This window comes from Alteromonas gilva (assembly GCF_028595265.1).
Classification (GTDB): domain Bacteria; phylum Pseudomonadota; class Gammaproteobacteria; order Enterobacterales; family Alteromonadaceae; genus Alteromonas; species Alteromonas gilva.
This window is the reverse complement of the sequence record NZ_JAQQXP010000003.1, coordinates 257,655-273,075: the sequence shown is the minus strand read 5'-3', so window position 1 is coordinate 273,075 and position 15,421 is coordinate 257,655. Positions and strand designations below refer to the sequence as shown.

General features: G+C 50.0%; 8 protein-coding genes. 7 read left to right on the top strand and 1 reads right to left on the bottom strand.

Features of this window, described 5'->3' with window-relative positions:
- Positions 1–5: 5 nt before the first annotated feature.
- The 4 genes from prpC (at position 6) to OIK42_RS17525 (ending at position 5,597) form a co-directional block, all read left to right on the top strand.
- Positions 6–1,130, top strand: coding sequence for a bifunctional 2-methylcitrate synthase/citrate synthase (prpC, locus tag OIK42_RS17540; RefSeq protein ID WP_273642393.1), 1,125 nt, complete (start codon positions 6–8; stop codon positions 1,128–1,130).
- 76 nt (positions 1,131–1,206) lie between these two features.
- Positions 1,207–3,798 (top strand): Fe/S-dependent 2-methylisocitrate dehydratase AcnD, encoded by a 2,592-nt coding sequence (acnD, locus tag OIK42_RS17535; protein WP_273642391.1) that lies wholly within the window; start codon positions 1,207–1,209, stop codon positions 3,796–3,798.
- A 62-nt stretch (positions 3,799–3,860) separates the two neighbouring features.
- Complete coding sequence (gene prpF, locus OIK42_RS17530) at positions 3,861–5,039, top strand: 2-methylaconitate cis-trans isomerase PrpF (RefSeq protein WP_273642390.1); 1,179 nt, start codon at positions 3,861–3,863, stop codon at positions 5,037–5,039.
- 138 nt (positions 5,040–5,177) lie between these two features.
- Positions 5,178–5,597, top strand: coding sequence for a hypothetical protein (locus tag OIK42_RS17525; protein WP_273642388.1), 420 nt, complete (start codon positions 5,178–5,180; stop codon positions 5,595–5,597).
- Between the two features lie 161 nt (positions 5,598–5,758).
- Here the strand turns inward: OIK42_RS17525 and arcB are convergent, their stop codons facing one another.
- Positions 5,759–8,128, bottom strand: coding sequence for an aerobic respiration two-component sensor histidine kinase ArcB (gene arcB / locus OIK42_RS17520; RefSeq protein WP_273642386.1), 2,370 nt, complete (start codon positions 8,126–8,128; stop codon positions 5,759–5,761).
- 210 nt (positions 8,129–8,338) lie between these two features.
- Between arcB and OIK42_RS17515 the strand changes: the two genes are divergently transcribed.
- The 3 genes from OIK42_RS17515 to OIK42_RS17505 all read left to right on the top strand — a co-directional run bounded on the left by OIK42_RS17515 (position 8,339) and on the right by OIK42_RS17505 (position 15,373).
- A complete protein-coding gene (locus OIK42_RS17515) occupies positions 8,339–8,761 on the top strand; it encodes a hypothetical protein (RefSeq protein ID WP_273642384.1) in 423 nt (140 codons plus the stop codon).
- 714 nt (positions 8,762–9,475) lie between these two features.
- Positions 9,476–13,942, top strand: a complete 4,467-nt coding sequence (gene gltB, locus OIK42_RS17510; protein WP_273642383.1) for a glutamate synthase large subunit — start codon at positions 9,476–9,478, stop codon at positions 13,940–13,942.
- Between the two features lie 15 nt (positions 13,943–13,957).
- A complete protein-coding gene (locus OIK42_RS17505; RefSeq protein WP_273642382.1) occupies positions 13,958–15,373 on the top strand; it encodes a glutamate synthase small subunit GltD family protein in 1,416 nt (471 codons plus the stop codon).
- The last annotated feature ends 48 nt before the right edge of the window (positions 15,374–15,421 follow it).

Sequence of the window (15,421 nt, the reverse complement as noted above, 5' to 3'; positions counted from 1 at the left end):
AAACGATGGCTAAAGTACTCAGCGGTGCTGGTTTACGTGGTCAGGTAGCAGGTAAAACCGCATTATCTACTGTCGGAGTTTCAGGCTCGGGCCTGACCTACCGTGGTTACGATGTCAAAGATCTGGCCAACACCTGCCAGTTTGAAGAAGTCGCGTACCTGATATTAAAAGGCAAGTTACCAAACCAATCGGAGCTGGACGCCTATAAAAGCAAACTAAAAAGCCTGCGTAAGCTCCCCCAGGCACTAACCGATGTGCTCGAACGCATTCCTGCTGATGCCCACCCCATGGATGTCATGCGTACCGGTTGCTCCATGCTGGGTAACCTCGAAATGGAAAACGACTTCAGCGAGCAGCAGCAGATTACCGACCGCATGCTGGCGTGTTTCCCCAGTATCATTTGCTACTGGTACCGGTTTTCCCACGATGGAGTAAAAATCGATGTTGATACCGATGATGACTCCATCGGCGCGCACTTTCTGCATATGCTGCACGGTAAAAAGCCCAGCGCACTGCATGAACAGGTGATGCACGTGTCGTTAATTTTGTACGCGGAGCATGAATTTAACGCCTCAACCTTTACTGCGCGTGTCTGTGCGTCAACATTATCGGACATGCATTCGTGCATCACCGGTGCCATTGGCTCTTTACGTGGCCCTTTGCATGGCGGCGCCAACGAAGCAGCCATGGAACTGATTGAAAGCTTCACCTCTCCTGAGCATGCCGAAACAGAAATGTTGGGTAAACTGGCACGCAAAGAGAAGATCATGGGCTTCGGTCACGCGATATACTCAGAGTCGGATCCGCGTAACGAAATCATTAAAGGCTGGTCTGAGAAACTGGCAGCTGATGTGGGCGATACGGTGTTATATCCGGTTTCCGTGCGCTGCGAAGAAGTGATGTGGCGCGAGAAAAAGCTGTTTTGTAACGCCGACTTTTTCCATGCATCGGCTTATCACTTTATGGGCATACCCACTAAGCTGTTTACGCCTATCTTCGTGATGTCACGTCTGACCGGCTGGGCCGCCCACGTTATGGAACAGCGCGCTGACAACCGCATTATCCGGCCCTCGGCTGAGTATACCGGCGAAGATATACGCCCGGTACCGCCCATCACAGAGCGCGACTAATCGCCTCGCTGCTTTGTTACTCACGAAGCAGCGGGCACAAGCCTATCCATCATGCTGATATGCTAAGAGGACCACAATGAATTCCCAGTACCGTACCCACCTGACAGGCACATCGCTAGATTACTTCGATGCCCGGGCCGCTGTTGACGATATCCAGGCGGGCGCTTTCGATACCCTGCCGTATACGTCACGAGTGCACGCTGAAAACCTGGTTCGCCGCTGCCCACCAGAACAGTTAACCGACGCGCTGAAACAGCTTATTGAGCGCAAACGCGACATAGATTTTCCCTGGTATCCGGCGCGGGTGGTATGTCACGATATCTTAGGCCAAACCGCCCTGGTCGACTTAGCGGGACTGCGCGATGCCATTGCCGCCAAAGGCGGCGACCCGGCGAAGGTGAATCCGGTGGTACCAACGCAGTTAATCGTCGATCATTCACTGGCAGTTGAACACGCCGGATTCGAGCCAGACGCCTTTGAAAAAAACCGCGCTATTGAAGACCGTCGTAACGACGACCGTTTCCATTTTATTAACTGGACCAAGACCGCTTTTAAAAACGTCGATGTGATCCCGCCGGGTAATGGCATCATGCACCAGATCAACCTGGAAAAGATGTCGCCGGTAATACATGCCAAAGATGGGGTCGCCTTTCCCGATACCCTGGTGGGTACCGACAGCCACACCCCGCATGTTGATGCGCTGGGCGTGATTGCCGTTGGTGTTGGCGGTCTTGAAGCTGAAAGCGTTATGCTGGGCCGGGCCTCCTACATGCGCCTGCCGCATATTGTCGGCGTTGAACTCACCGGTAAGCCACAGCCAGGCATTACCGCTACCGATATTGTGCTGGCGCTGACCGAGTTTTTACGCGCAGCGCGCGTGGTATCAGCTTACCTGGAATTTTATGGTGAGGGGGCATCACATTTAACCCTCGGCGATCGCGCAACGATATCAAATATGACACCCGAATATGGTGCCACTGCAGCGATGTTTTATATCGATCAACAAACCCTCGATTACCTGACGCTGACCGGACGCACCGCCGAACAGGTCGAGCTGGTGGAAACCTACGCCAAACAGGCTGGCCTGTGGGCTGATACCCTGACAAAAGCCGAATACGAGCGCGTACTGACCTTTGATTTATCCAGCGTGACCCGCAATATGGCCGGCCCTTCGAATCCCCATGCCCGACTTGCCACCAGTGAACTGGCCAGCCGCGGCATAGCAGGACAATGGCAGCAAGACGGTGACTTAATGCCCGATGGTGCTGTGATTATCGCAGCCATTACCAGTTGTACCAACACCAGTAACCCGCGCAACGTAATCGCCGCCGGGTTGTTAGCGCGCAATGCCAATAAAAAGGGGCTGGTGCGTAAGCCCTGGGTGAAAACCTCCCTCGCGCCGGGCTCTAAAGTTGTCAAACTCTACCTCGAAGAGTCACAGTTATTGGCCGAACTAGAGCAGTTAGGCTTTGGTGTGGTGGCCTTTGCCTGTACCACCTGTAATGGTATGAGCGGCGCTTTGGACCCTGCTATACAACAGGAAATCATCGACCGCGATCTTTACGCCACCGCGGTGTTGTCGGGCAACCGTAACTTCGATGGCCGCATTCACCCGTATGCTAAACAAGCCTTTTTAGCTTCACCACCGCTGGTCGTGGCGTACGCGATTGCCGGTACAGTGCGCTTTGATATCGAAAAAGATATTCTTGGCTATGATGCCGATGGCGAGCCGGTCACACTTAAAGATATCTGGCCATCAGATGAAGAAATCGACGCAGTGGTCAAAGCTTCGGTTAAACCTGAGCAGTTTAATAAAGTGTATGAACCCATGTTTGATCTGTCGGTGGACTATGGCGAGCACATCGACCCGCTGTATAAGTGGCGTGAAATGAGTACTTACATTCGGCGCCCACCCTATTGGGAAGGTGCCTTAGCCGCTGAGCGAACGCTTACCGGCATGCGGCCGCTGGCGATATTAGGCGACAACATCACTACCGATCACCTGTCGCCGTCAAATGCCATTATGGCCAGCAGTGCAGCCGGAGAGTACCTGACCAAAATGGGCGTGCCTGAAGAAGACTTTAACTCCTATGCCACGCACCGCGGTGATCATCTCACAGCACAGCGCGCCACGCTGGCTAATCCGAAAGTGTACAACGAAATGGTGGTCGAGAACGGTCAGGTTAAACAAGGCTCACTGGCACGCATTGAGCCCGAGGGCAAGGCAACTCGCATGTGGGAAGCAATAGAAACCTATATGCAGCGTAAACAACCGCTGATCATTGTTGCCGGAGCCGATTACGGTCAGGGTTCGTCCCGCGACTGGGCGGCGAAGGGCGTGCGCCTTGCTGGTGTCGAAGCGATAGTCGCCGAGGGCTTTGAGCGTATACACCGCACCAACTTAATTGGTATGGGGGTACTGCCGTTAGAGTTTCAAGCGGGAACCACCCGTAAAACCCTTGAACTTGATGGCACTGAAACCTATGACGTGGTCGGCGAACACACACCGGGCAATATCCTGACGCTGGTGATTCATCGTACCAATGGTGACACCCTTGAGGTGCCGGTTACCTGCCGTTTGGATACCTTCGAAGAAGTATCAATTTATGCCGCCGGCGGTGTATTACAGCGCTTTGCCCAGGATTTTCTTGAGGCGGAGGCTCACTAGGCAACATTATGTGGGGCATTGCGCCCCACGATGATCAAACTGACATCTTGCAGAGAAACATTATGGCGTTTGCACCACAAATTCAAATTCCGGCCACCTACATGCGCGGCGGAACCAGTAAAGGCGTTTTTTTTAATCTGACCGACTTACCCCTTGCCGCGCAGCAACCCGGCGCCTATCGCGACGCCATGTTGCTGCGTGTGATTGGCAGTCCTGATCCCTACGCTAAACACACTGATGGTATGGGCGGTGCGACATCCAGTACCAGTAAAGCGGTTATCGTTAGCAAAAGTAAACGTCGCGGCTACGATGTCGACTACTTATTTGGCCAGGTATCCATCGATAAACCCTATATAGACTACAGCGGCAATTGCGGTAATTTAACCGCTGCCGTGGGCGCATTTGCCGTTAATAACGGGCTGGTGGATAGTCTGCGGATCCCTAACAACGGTGAAGTGGTTGTGCGGATATGGCAGGTGAATATCGGCAAAGCCATTAACGTGCATGTCCCCATTACCAATGGCGTGGTACAGGAAACCGGTAACTTTGACTTAGACGGGGTCACTTTCCCGGCCGCTGAAGTAAAGGTCGAGTTTATGGATCCGGCCGACGGTGAAGGTGACATGTTCCCTACCGGCAATCTGGTGGATGATCTGGACGTACCCGAGTTCGGCCGGCTTAAGGCCACTATGATCAACGCCGGTATTCCCACTATTTTTGTCAACGCCGCCGATATTGGCTACACCGGCACAGAGTTACAGGACGACATTAACAGCGATCCCGTGGCCCTGGCCCGGTTTGAGTCTTTACGTGCCTACGGCGCGCTCAAAATGGGCCTGATCAAGCAGTTAAGTGAGGCTGCGGCCCGCCAGCATACGCCCAAGATAGCCTTTGTTGCGCCGCCACGGGCGTATACCTCATCGAGTGGCAAAGCAATTGGTATTGATGACATGGACATGCTGGTAAGAGCCCTGTCCATGGGTAAACTGCATCACGCCATGATGGGCACCGCCGCCGTTGCCATTGCCACCGCTGCCGCGATCCCCGGCACCCTGGTCAATGAGGCGGCCGGCGGGGTTGACCGGCAAAGTGTGGTGTTTGGCCATCCGTCAGGCACCTTAAGTGTTGGCGCCGAAGCGCTGCACATGCATGGCAAATGGACGGCCACCAAAGCGGTAATGAGCCGCAGTGCACGTATACTTATGGAAGGTCGGGTACATATCCCTGCCCCGCAGATTTAGCGTTCAACGTGGTCAGCGCTGATTTGACTGCGCTGATCACTTTCTTTATATCCTCTAACGGTTTACTCTGTCTTACCTTAGGTTTACGCTGCACAGTTGAAACAGTTAACGCGGTCTGCTGCGCGCCAAGGGAAGCATATGGCAAGAAAGTTTAAACAACACGGCACATTACTGGTTTCAGTCGACGGACGCATTGTGCATTTACGCGGCAAAGGACCATGGAACGCCGAATCATTACAATTGACCGAGGCACGTTTGATGCAGCAAATCCAGGCAATGTATGGTTCGCCCTGGGCAGTTCTGGCCAACTTTGAAGGTGAAGCAGTGTATGTGCCCGAAGCTTTCGCACTGCTTCGCAAACAAGTACAAAAAGAGATTAGGTTAGGCCGCGTCGCCACAGCCATTGTGTTCGAAAACGTCAATTCACCTAAGTTATCACGCCATCAGTTCAACGCTTTGTATCAAATGGACGGCCACGAGGTTGCCTTTTTCGACGGCCGGGAAGACGCCAGAGAATGGCTCGACTCGGTCATCAAACAGCACCAGCAAAACATGTAATATCGCGATTGAGCACTAACGCTTCAATACCTTTTTGCTGAGCCATCTGACAACCACCCACCGCTTACCCCGCCAGCGCGGCAACCATAGTGAATTACGTACCCTAACGACTATGCTTATTGTCTATGCGGCTGTCACGCATTTATCAGCCAGCAAGATGATTAGTCGTCGATGGTTTGCTCATTAAGCCAGTCGTGGAGTTTTTCCATATCATGGGGAACCGCCATTTGCAGCTCTTCTACCCAGTCATGCACATTTTGCCACCACGCCGGATGATCGCCTTGCTGTATCTGATTCGCAATGCGTTGGACACGTGCCAGACCAACCGAGCTGGCAGCGCCTTTAATTTTGTGGGCCTGGGCGCACACTTCTGACTTTTCATCGGCACTTAAACTGAGCTGCAGAATTTCCATGTACTCTGGCATTTTCTCGTGGAACACTTTAACACTGGCTCTAACCATATCTTCGCCAATGGTATCAACCAGCATTTGCAGCAGATCCATGTCGAGGATGTTAGTCAGCACTTTAGTGGAGTCGAGCTTTTTGCTTTGCGTTGCCTGGGGGACTTTTTCATCAGATGCCTGTAATTCGGGCTCAGCAAAGAGCAGATTGAGTACTTCAACAACCCGGCTCTTCTTGACCGGCTTGGCAATGACATCATCCATGCCGTTTTGCAGATATTCTTCACGCTTTTTGATTACATTCGCGGTCAACGCCACAATCGGCGTTTGCATGACCAGATCTTCCTCGTGCAACGTCGCAGCAACTTCAAAACCGTTCATATCCGGCAGTTGGATATCGAGTAAAATAAGATCGTAGGTTTGCTGCCTGGCCTTATCTATGGCCTCCTGACCGGTCATGGCCACATCAACGTGCTGACCAAGCTTTTCTAGCAGGGCTTTGGCAACCATCACGTTCAGTTCGATGTCCTCGACCAGCAAAATATTGAGGTCGGTCACCTGCAACTGTGCAACCTGCATAGGGCGTTTGGAAATTTGCAATGGCAATTCCACAATAAACCGCGTGCCGTGGCCTTGTTCACTTTCGACTCGGATATCACCGTGCATGAGATCCACCATTTGTTTACAAATAGCCAGACCTATACCGGTGCCGGTTGCCGACTGATGATCAGGGTGATCCACCTGGTAATACATGGCAAAGATCTTTTCTATTTCACTGTCGGGAATCCCCACCCCGGTGTCCTCAATCACATAGGTCACCAGGGAGATATCATTATCTGGTCGGCTTGCTGACACGGTCAGTGATACATGCCCTTTTTGGGTAAATTTCACCGCGTTGAACAGAATATTCCACAGAATTTGGCGTAACCGCGTACCGTCCACTTCTACTTGTTTAGGCAGCGGTTCGACAATATTGGTAATCAACTCTAGCGATTTATCGCGCGCTAGCAATTGGATAATAGAACTAAGCTCTTCGGTGAAATCCCGTAGAGAAACCGTTTTAAGTGACAATTCCAGTTTGTCACGATCGAGCTTATCTAAGTCAATGATGTCATTAAAAATATTACCCAGAGTTATGGCGCTGGCGTAGATAGTACTTACCCAACTCCATTGCTCTTCGTTAAGTTCGGTATCGCGCAGCATGCGACTCAAGCCAACAATACCATTGAGCGGCGTACGCAACTCATGGCTAATGGTGGCAATAAAACGGGTTTTATCAGTGCTGGCTTTGGCTGCAGCATTTTCTGCCTGCTTGCGCTCGGTCATGTCCCGACCAAAGGCTAACAACCCGAGCCGGTTTCCTTCATTGTCAAAAAACGGTACCCGGCGCATTTCAAAAAAGCGTCGACGGCCATCGGCAAAACGCAGCCACAGTTCGTCGGTGATACTGGCATTCGTTTCAAGTACTTCATGATCGCTGGCCACTACCTGGCGAGCCAACTCCTCTTCATAAACGTCGTGCGGGGTCAGTCCGAGCAACTCTTTCTCAGACATTCCGGTGAGTTGCTCGGCTACACGGTTACACCCTGCAAACCGGCCTTCTTCATTACGGTAGTAAATTAAATCAGGTGAGGCATCGATGATTGAACGCAATAACGTTGACAGCCGGCGCGCCTGAGCTTCTTTTTCGGATTTATCCTGAATTTCTTTTTCGAGCTCTTTAAATACGGTTTCGCGCTCTGCCTGGGCGTGCTTGCGCTGTTCAATTTCATGGTTGAGTTGGCGAATGTTATTTTGCAATTCACGGTTTAAAAAAACATCTTCCTCACGCAGGTGCTCTAACTGCGTGACAACTTCTTTAAGATTAGTGCGCGAATTTTCTAAATGTTTAACTAACTCACTAAAAAAATATAGCACCCAGGGGGCTGATAACATCGTAAGGATTACCGCACTGATAAAGTCATCAGGCTGTATATCGCTTCCCAGGCTGAGACGAATCACGTAAGAGCCGCCAACAGTAAATGCAAGGGTGAGTAAAACAAACAGAACACTGACTTTTATAGTGCCAAAGCGCTGGATAAACTGAGCAAAACGAATTGCCCAGGAATCGTTAGGAGTTTCAGGGTGCATAGCAAAAATACTTCAGATAAATGTGCCAACATCCTAACAGGTCTTGCCCATCAGGAAAATAAATGTCGGCAGCGCTTTAATGCCTGGTTTACTGCTCCCGCTTGTAATATATAACGCTTATGCGCTGTTATTGATGACTATTTTTTATGTATTTTCTGTATCTGAGTTATACTAATAGACAAGTAAATCAACTCTCTCTTTACGCAACTGATGACAACAAACGGTGGTTACAGACTCTGGACAACTGGCAATATACTGCACGCCAGAGTTCACGGCATTTGGAATGGGCGGATCGCTACGGCTTATAACCGTGAGTTTATGGTGGCAGCCTTACCACTTAGCAATAAACCCTGGGCTCACATGGTGTACTTGGACCAATGGGTGCTGGGTACGCCCGAGATTGAACCTGTAATAAAAGAGCTCGCGGGCTGGTGCGCTGAGCACCAGTTGGTATGTGCAGCGCATGTTTACAGTGATAATATGTTAAAGGAATACCAGCTAAACAAAATGCTCAAAAATGCTCCTGGTGCATTTGAGCTGCAGCACTTTACGTCATTCCAAACAGCACAACAGTGGTTAAGTACCCACAACTTTTATGTTAGCGAAAATGATCTCACCACAATAAGCGATTAACACGTCTAATATCAGCCCGGCCACTAACCAATAACCTACAGTCCGCGACGGTGTCTTTTGCTACTGCCGGACTTAAACGCCGTCATCGGTTAGCAGAGTGCTGTGCCACCAAGTTGGGGCTGGGTTTTTGCTGTATTTATTGATTTAATAGGTGATATGCTGGAAAACCCGCTATGGGTTGAGGTAAATTGTTGAGTGTTTATGCATCAATTTTGATGTAATGTAGTACAGGTTATTTATTTAGCTGGTTAATTTCAGACCGAAGAGTAAAGTTCGAAACAGTTGATCAAAAATGGGTAAGTACCCACTATTATCGACTTTTTATGCAACTTAAGTTTAATCTCCGTCATCACGCTCCGCCGTAGAATTCCTCTAGAGAGTGATTTTTTTTGATTTTTTGACCACTGGACGAAATAGATAACCATCTGTTTTTTATAAAAATAAAAGATAGTATACGATTTGCACCGACCTGGCTTTCACTTTCCGATTGATTTTACCCATTAATATGGGTATTTTGTACGGCCCGCTTGGCAATAGTGCATAAAAATGCGGTATATGACTGGTATCCACTAATAATAATTAACGACAAACCAGCGCAAACTGATTTTCATAATTTTTTCAGTTTATTACGCGTAGCAACGTCGCTGTAAAACGCCTCCTCTGGTGTTCAGAACAGCGCATACCTTACCCAGTCAAGGTTTAAGGAGTTAAGAGATGAGTTTATATAATCCCAATGATTCACGGGATAACTGTGGATTTGGTTTGATTGCCCATATAGAGGGCAAAGCAAGCCACTCGCTGGTTACTACAGCCATAGAAGGCCTCGACCGTATGCAACATCGTGGCGGCATTGCCGCAGATGGCAAAACCGGTGACGGCTGTGGTTTGCTGTTGCAAAAACCCGACGCTTTCTTCCGCCTGATTGCAGAACAACACGGCTGGAATCTGAGCAAGAAATACGCGGTGGGTATGATTTTTCTTAATCAGGACGAGAAACTGGCACAAGCAGCCCGCGATGTCGTGAATGAAGAGTTAGAAAAAGAAACCCTGGAAGTGGTTGGCTGGCGCGAAGTCCCGGTAAACCATGATGTGCTGGGTGAACTGGCATTAACCGGCGTCCCACAAATTGAACAGGTCTTTGTTAATGCACCGCCGGGGTGGCGTAAACGCGATCTCGAACGTCGTTTATTCATGGTGCGTCGCCGGGTCGAAAAGCGTCTTGCTGAAGACAAAGAATTTTACGTTGCGTGTCTGTCAGCGCTGGTGACGATCTATAAAGGCTTAGTAATGCCTAAGGATCTGCCGACTTTTTATAAAGATCTGGCAGATGAGAATATGAAAAGCAGCATTTGTGTTTTCCACCAGCGCTTTTCAACCAACACGCTACCTAAGTGGCCACTGGCACAACCTTTCCGCTACCTTGCTCACAACGGTGAAATTAACACCATTAAAGGTAACCGCGACTGGGCATTGGCGCGTACGGGCAAGTTTGCCACACCACTGATCCCTGATTTAAAAGATGCGGCCCCTTATGTGAACACAGAAGGTTCAGACTCATCGTCACTGGATAATATGCTGGAGCTATTTTTGGCCGGTGGTATGGATTTATTCCGCGCCATGCGTTTGTTAGTGCCGCCAGCGTATCAAAACAATGCCACTATGGATCCAAAATTACGTGCCTTTTATGAGTTTAACTCAATGCACATGGAACCCTGGGATGGCCCGGCGGGTATCGTAATGACCAACGGTCGCCACGTGGCGTGTAACCTTGACCGTAACGGCTTACGTCCTGCCCGTTATGTGATCACCAAAAATGGCTTTATTACGCTTGCCTCAGAAGTAGGTATTTGGGATTACCAGCCAGAAGATGTGGTCGAAAAAGGTCGCGTAGGTCCGGGCGAAATGCTCGCAGTAGATACCTATAACGGCAAAATATGGCGCTCCACTGAAATAGATGACGACCTTAAAGATCGCCATCCTTACCACGAGTGGATTGAGAAAAATATTCGCTCGTTAACGCCCATTGAAAAGCTCGATGCGTCTCTGATTGGACAGCGCGTGTTCGACGACAACACTATGTCGGTTTATCACAAGCTCTTTGGCTATAGTTACGAAGAAATTCATCAGGTTATTAAAGTGTTGGGTAAAGACGGTCAGGAAGCCGTTGGCTCAATGGGTGACGACACGCCTATGGCGGTTATGTCATCCAAACATCGTACTTTATATGACTATTTCCGCCAGCAGTTTGCGCAGGTCACAAACCCGCCGATTGATCCATTGCGCGAAAATCACGTGATGTCGCTGGCGACCTGTATAGGACGAGAGCAAAACGTATTCAGCGAAACCAGTGGCTATGCTAACCGGGTTCTGTTCCAGTCGCCGATACTGATGTACACCGATCTCAAGCAATTGCGTGAATACAACCCTGAGCACTATTACTCAGAGGTGGTTGATCTGCAATATGCCCCGGATGAAGGCCTCAAAAAAGCGATTGAGCGCATCTGTCACGAAGTTGAATATCTGGTAAAACAAAAACGCGCGGCGTTTGTTGTGTTATCCGATCGCAATATTAAGCAAAATAAATTGCCTGTGCCGGCTGCCATGGCGGTTGGTGCTGTACACCGTCGTTTAGTTGATCAGCAGTTAAGGTGCGATGCTAACATCGTTATCGAAACAGCCTCAGCCCGCGACCCGCATCACTTTGCAGTACTCATAGGATTAGGGGCAACGGCGGTTTATCCTTTCCTGGCCTACGAAACGATTGAACAGCTATGTGAAAAAGGCGACTTAGATATTACGCCTATGCAAGCCATGCTGAACTACCGTAAAGGGATTAACAAAGGCCTGTATAAAATCATGTCTAAGATGGGGATCAGCACTGTGGCGAGCTATCGCAGCGCCAAGTTGTTTGAAGCCATCGGTATTAGTCATGACGTAATGGAACTGTGCTTTAAAAACGTCACATCACGGTTGCAGGGTGCTTCATTTGAAGACTTCCAGCAAGACACGGTTAACCTGGCACGCGTTGCCTGGCTTAAACGTAAGAATATTTCTCATGGTGGCCTGCTTAAGTATGTCCATGATGGTGAGTACCACGCTTACAACCCGGATGTCGTCAAAACCCTGCAAAAAGCGGTGGTGTCGGGTGAATACTCAGATTATCAGCAATTTGCAGCGTTAGTTAACGAGCGCCCGCCAGCACATTTACGCGATTTAATGGGCATTAAAGCCGGCGCGGAAGCGATTGACATCAGCGAAGTAGAAGGGCCAGAACACCTGTATACACGGTTTGATACCGCTGCGATGTCAATTGGTGCACTGAGTCCGGAAGCGCACGAAGCGCTGGCCATTGCGATGAACCGTTTGGGTGGTAAGTCTAACTCAGGTGAAGGTGGTGAGGATCCGAAGCGATTCAACACCGAGCGCAACTCGAAAATCAAACAGGTCGCGTCGGGCCGCTTTGGTGTCACGCCGCATTACCTGGTGAATGCAAACGTGATTCAAATTAAAGTGGCGCAGGGTGCGAAACCCGGTGAGGGCGGTCAGTTACCCGGCGATAAGGTTAATAAGTATATTGCCCAGCTGCGCTTCTCGGTGCCTGGAGTAACCCTTATTTCTCCGCCTCCACACCATGATATTTACTCGATTGAAGATTTAGCTCAGCTGATTTTCGACCTGAAACAAGTTAATCCGACCGCACTGATCTCAGTGAAATTAGTGTCGGAGCCCGGTGTTGGTACCATTGCCACAGGCGTTGCGAAAGCCTATGCCGATTTAATCACCATATCTGGCTATGACGGCGGCACAGGCGCAAGCCCGCTTACCTCGGTAAAATATGCCGGTAGCCCCTTTGAACTTGGCTTGTCTGAAACTCAGCAGGCACTGGTTGAAAACGGTCTGCGTCATAAGGTTCGGGTACAAACCGACGGCGGCCTGAAAACAGGACTGGATGTGGTTAAAGCCGGGATTTTAGGTGCTGAAAGCTTTGGCTTTGGTACTGGTCCAATGGTTGCGTTGGGTTGTAAATACCTGCGTATTTGCCACCTCAATAACTGTGCTACCGGCGTGGCAACGCAAGACGAAAAACTGCGTAGCGACTACTTTATCGGTCTGCCTGAAATGGTTATGAATTACTTCAAATTCGTGGCTCAGGAAGTTCGCGAAATCATGGCCTCAATGGGCGTGCGTAAATTTGACGAGCTGGTGGGTCGCACCGAATTGCTGGAATTACTCGACGGTCAGACCGCTAAACAAAACAAGCTGGATTTGTCACCTATCCTGGCGAAGCCGGTTGCTGGCAAGCACACCCTGCTGTTTTGTAGCGAGACAACCAATGCGCCGCTGGATAAGGGCGTATTGAACGCGAAAATGCTAAAAGATGCCAAAGAAGCGGTCGTTAAAGGCTGTGGTATTAACCTTAGCTACCCCATTCGCAATACAGACCGCTCTGTGGGTGCTTTATTGTCGGGCGAAATTGCCAAGCATTACGGTAACCACGACATGGAAGAAATGCCGATCACGGTAAGCTTCACCGGTACTGCCGGGCAAAGCTTTGGCGTGTGGAATGCCGGCGGCCTTAATATGCGCATTGAAGGCGATGCCAATGACTACGTGGGTAAAGGCATGACTGGCGGTAAGCTGGTAATCTACCCACCGCGCAATGGCGAATTTAACGGTCACGAGAGTGCCATTATGGGTAACACCTGTTTATATGGTGCCACGGGCGGTAAGCTGTTTGCGGCGGGCCGTGCCGGTGAACGTTTTGGGGTCAGAAACTCTGGCGCTATTGCTGTTGTCGAAGGTGTCGGTGATAACGGTTGTGAATACATGACCGGCGGTATTGTCGCCGTGCTTGGACCGGTAGGAATTAACTTTGGCGCCGGTATGACCGGTGGCTTTGCTTATCTGTACGATGAACAGGGCGATTTGAGCAGCCGCGTGAACTCAGAGTTAGTTGAAGTGTTGGATATTGATGACAAAGTCATTTTGGCAGAGCATTTACGTGGTCTGATCAATCAACACTACGAAGAAACCGGCAGTCAGTTTGCATTAGATATATTGCACGACTTCGCAGGTTCACTGAACCGCTTTAAGCTGGTTAAGCCAAAAACCAGCGATGTTAAAAATCTGTTGGGCCATATCAGTCGTTCCAGCGCGGAACTCCGCGTCCAGGCGCAATAGAGAGGTGAAAGAATAATGGCAAAGAATGTTTATCAATTTGTTGATGTAGAGAGAATTGATCCGCCGAAAAAGCCGATCAGTGATCGTAAAGCCGGATTTGCAGAAATCTATCATCCGTTAACCAATTCACAGGCGGAGGGTCAGGCTGACCGCTGCCTGGATTGCGGAAATCCTTATTGTGAGTGGAAATGTCCGGTACACAACTATATTCCACAGTGGTTAGCCCTGGCTAACGAAGGCAAGTTTATTGAAGCGGCCGAGTTGTCGCATAAAACCAATAGCCTGCCGGAGGTGTGTGGCCGGGTTTGTCCGCAAGACCGCTTATGTGAAGGCGATTGTACACTCAATGATGACTTTGGTGCGGTAACCATTGGCTCCATCGAAAAACACATTACCGACACGGCCTTTAAGATGGGCTGGCGCCCGGATATGAGCGGTGTTACCTGGACCGATAAGAAAGTCGCCATCATCGGCGCTGGCCCTGCAGGCCTGGCCTGTGCAGACGTTTTAGTCCGTAATGGGGTCAAACCGGTGGTGTATGACAAGTATGAAGAAATCGGCGGATTGCTGACCTTTGGGATCCCGTCTTTTAAACTGGAAAAAGACGTCATAAAACTGCGTCGTGAAATCTTTACTGAAATGGGTATTGAGTTTGTCCTGAATACCGAAGTGGGTAAAGATCTCGATTTTCAGGAAGTGGTTGATCAGTATGATGCGGTGTTCCTGGGTATGGGCACATACAAATCTATGAAAGGCGGCTTTGATAATGAAGGCGCAAAGGGTGTTTACGAAGCGCTGCCATTCCTGATCTCTAATACCAACAGAGTAATGGGACTGGAGAAAGACGCGGCTGATTTCATTGATATGAAAGGCAAGAAGGTGGTAGTGCTCGGTGGTGGTGATACCACCATGGACTGCGTACGCACCTCGATCCGTCAGAATGCCACCAGTGTTACCTGTGCCTACCGTCGTGATGAGCAAAGCATGCCCGGTTCTCGTCGGGAAGTGGTTAATGCGCGCGAGGAAGGGGTTGAATTTGAATTCAACGTGCAACCGTTAGACATCGCCGTCGACGAAACCGGTAAAGCGGTAGGTGTCAAACTGGTGCGCACCGAAATGGGTGAGCCGGATGCAGCAGGACGTCGTCGCCCGGTAGTGGTCGAAGACTCTGAGTTTGTCCTCGAAGCCGACGCCGTTATTATTGCCTTTGGTTTTCAGCCAAGTCCGGCGCCATGGTTTGCTGACTACGGTATTATTCTTGACGAAAAAGGCCGGGTCAGAGCACCTGCTAAAGGTAAGTTCGCTTATCAAACCTCTAACCCGAAAATTTTTGCCGGGGGTGATATGGTTCGAGGAAGCGATCTGGTAGTTACCGCTATCGATGAAGGTCGTAAAGCCGCAGACGGCATTCTCGACTACATGGGCGTTTAAACCCGGTCATCATGATTCATGTTAAACGGAGCCAACAGGCTCCGTTTT

What these genes read in the sequence shown, in the direction of transcription:
- acnD (WP_273642391.1), top strand. Translation starts at nt 1,207, where the DNA reads ATGAATTCCCAGTACCGTACCCACCTGACAGGCACATCGCTAGATTAC.
- prpC (WP_273642393.1), top strand. Translation starts at nt 6, where the DNA reads ATGGCTAAAGTACTCAGCGGTGCTGGTTTACGTGGTCAGGTAGCAGGT.
- OIK42_RS17515 (WP_273642384.1), top strand. Translation starts at nt 8,339, where the DNA reads ATGACAACAAACGGTGGTTACAGACTCTGGACAACTGGCAATATACTG.
- prpF (WP_273642390.1), top strand. Translation starts at nt 3,861, where the DNA reads ATGGCGTTTGCACCACAAATTCAAATTCCGGCCACCTACATGCGCGGC.
- OIK42_RS17525 (WP_273642388.1), top strand. Translation starts at nt 5,178, where the DNA reads ATGGCAAGAAAGTTTAAACAACACGGCACATTACTGGTTTCAGTCGAC.
- gltB (WP_273642383.1), top strand. Translation starts at nt 9,476, where the DNA reads ATGAGTTTATATAATCCCAATGATTCACGGGATAACTGTGGATTTGGT.
- arcB (WP_273642386.1), bottom strand. Translation starts at nt 8,128, where the DNA reads ATGCACCCTGAAACTCCTAACGATTCCTGGGCAATTCGTTTTGCTCAG.
- OIK42_RS17505 (WP_273642382.1), top strand. Translation starts at nt 13,958, where the DNA reads ATGGCAAAGAATGTTTATCAATTTGTTGATGTAGAGAGAATTGATCCG.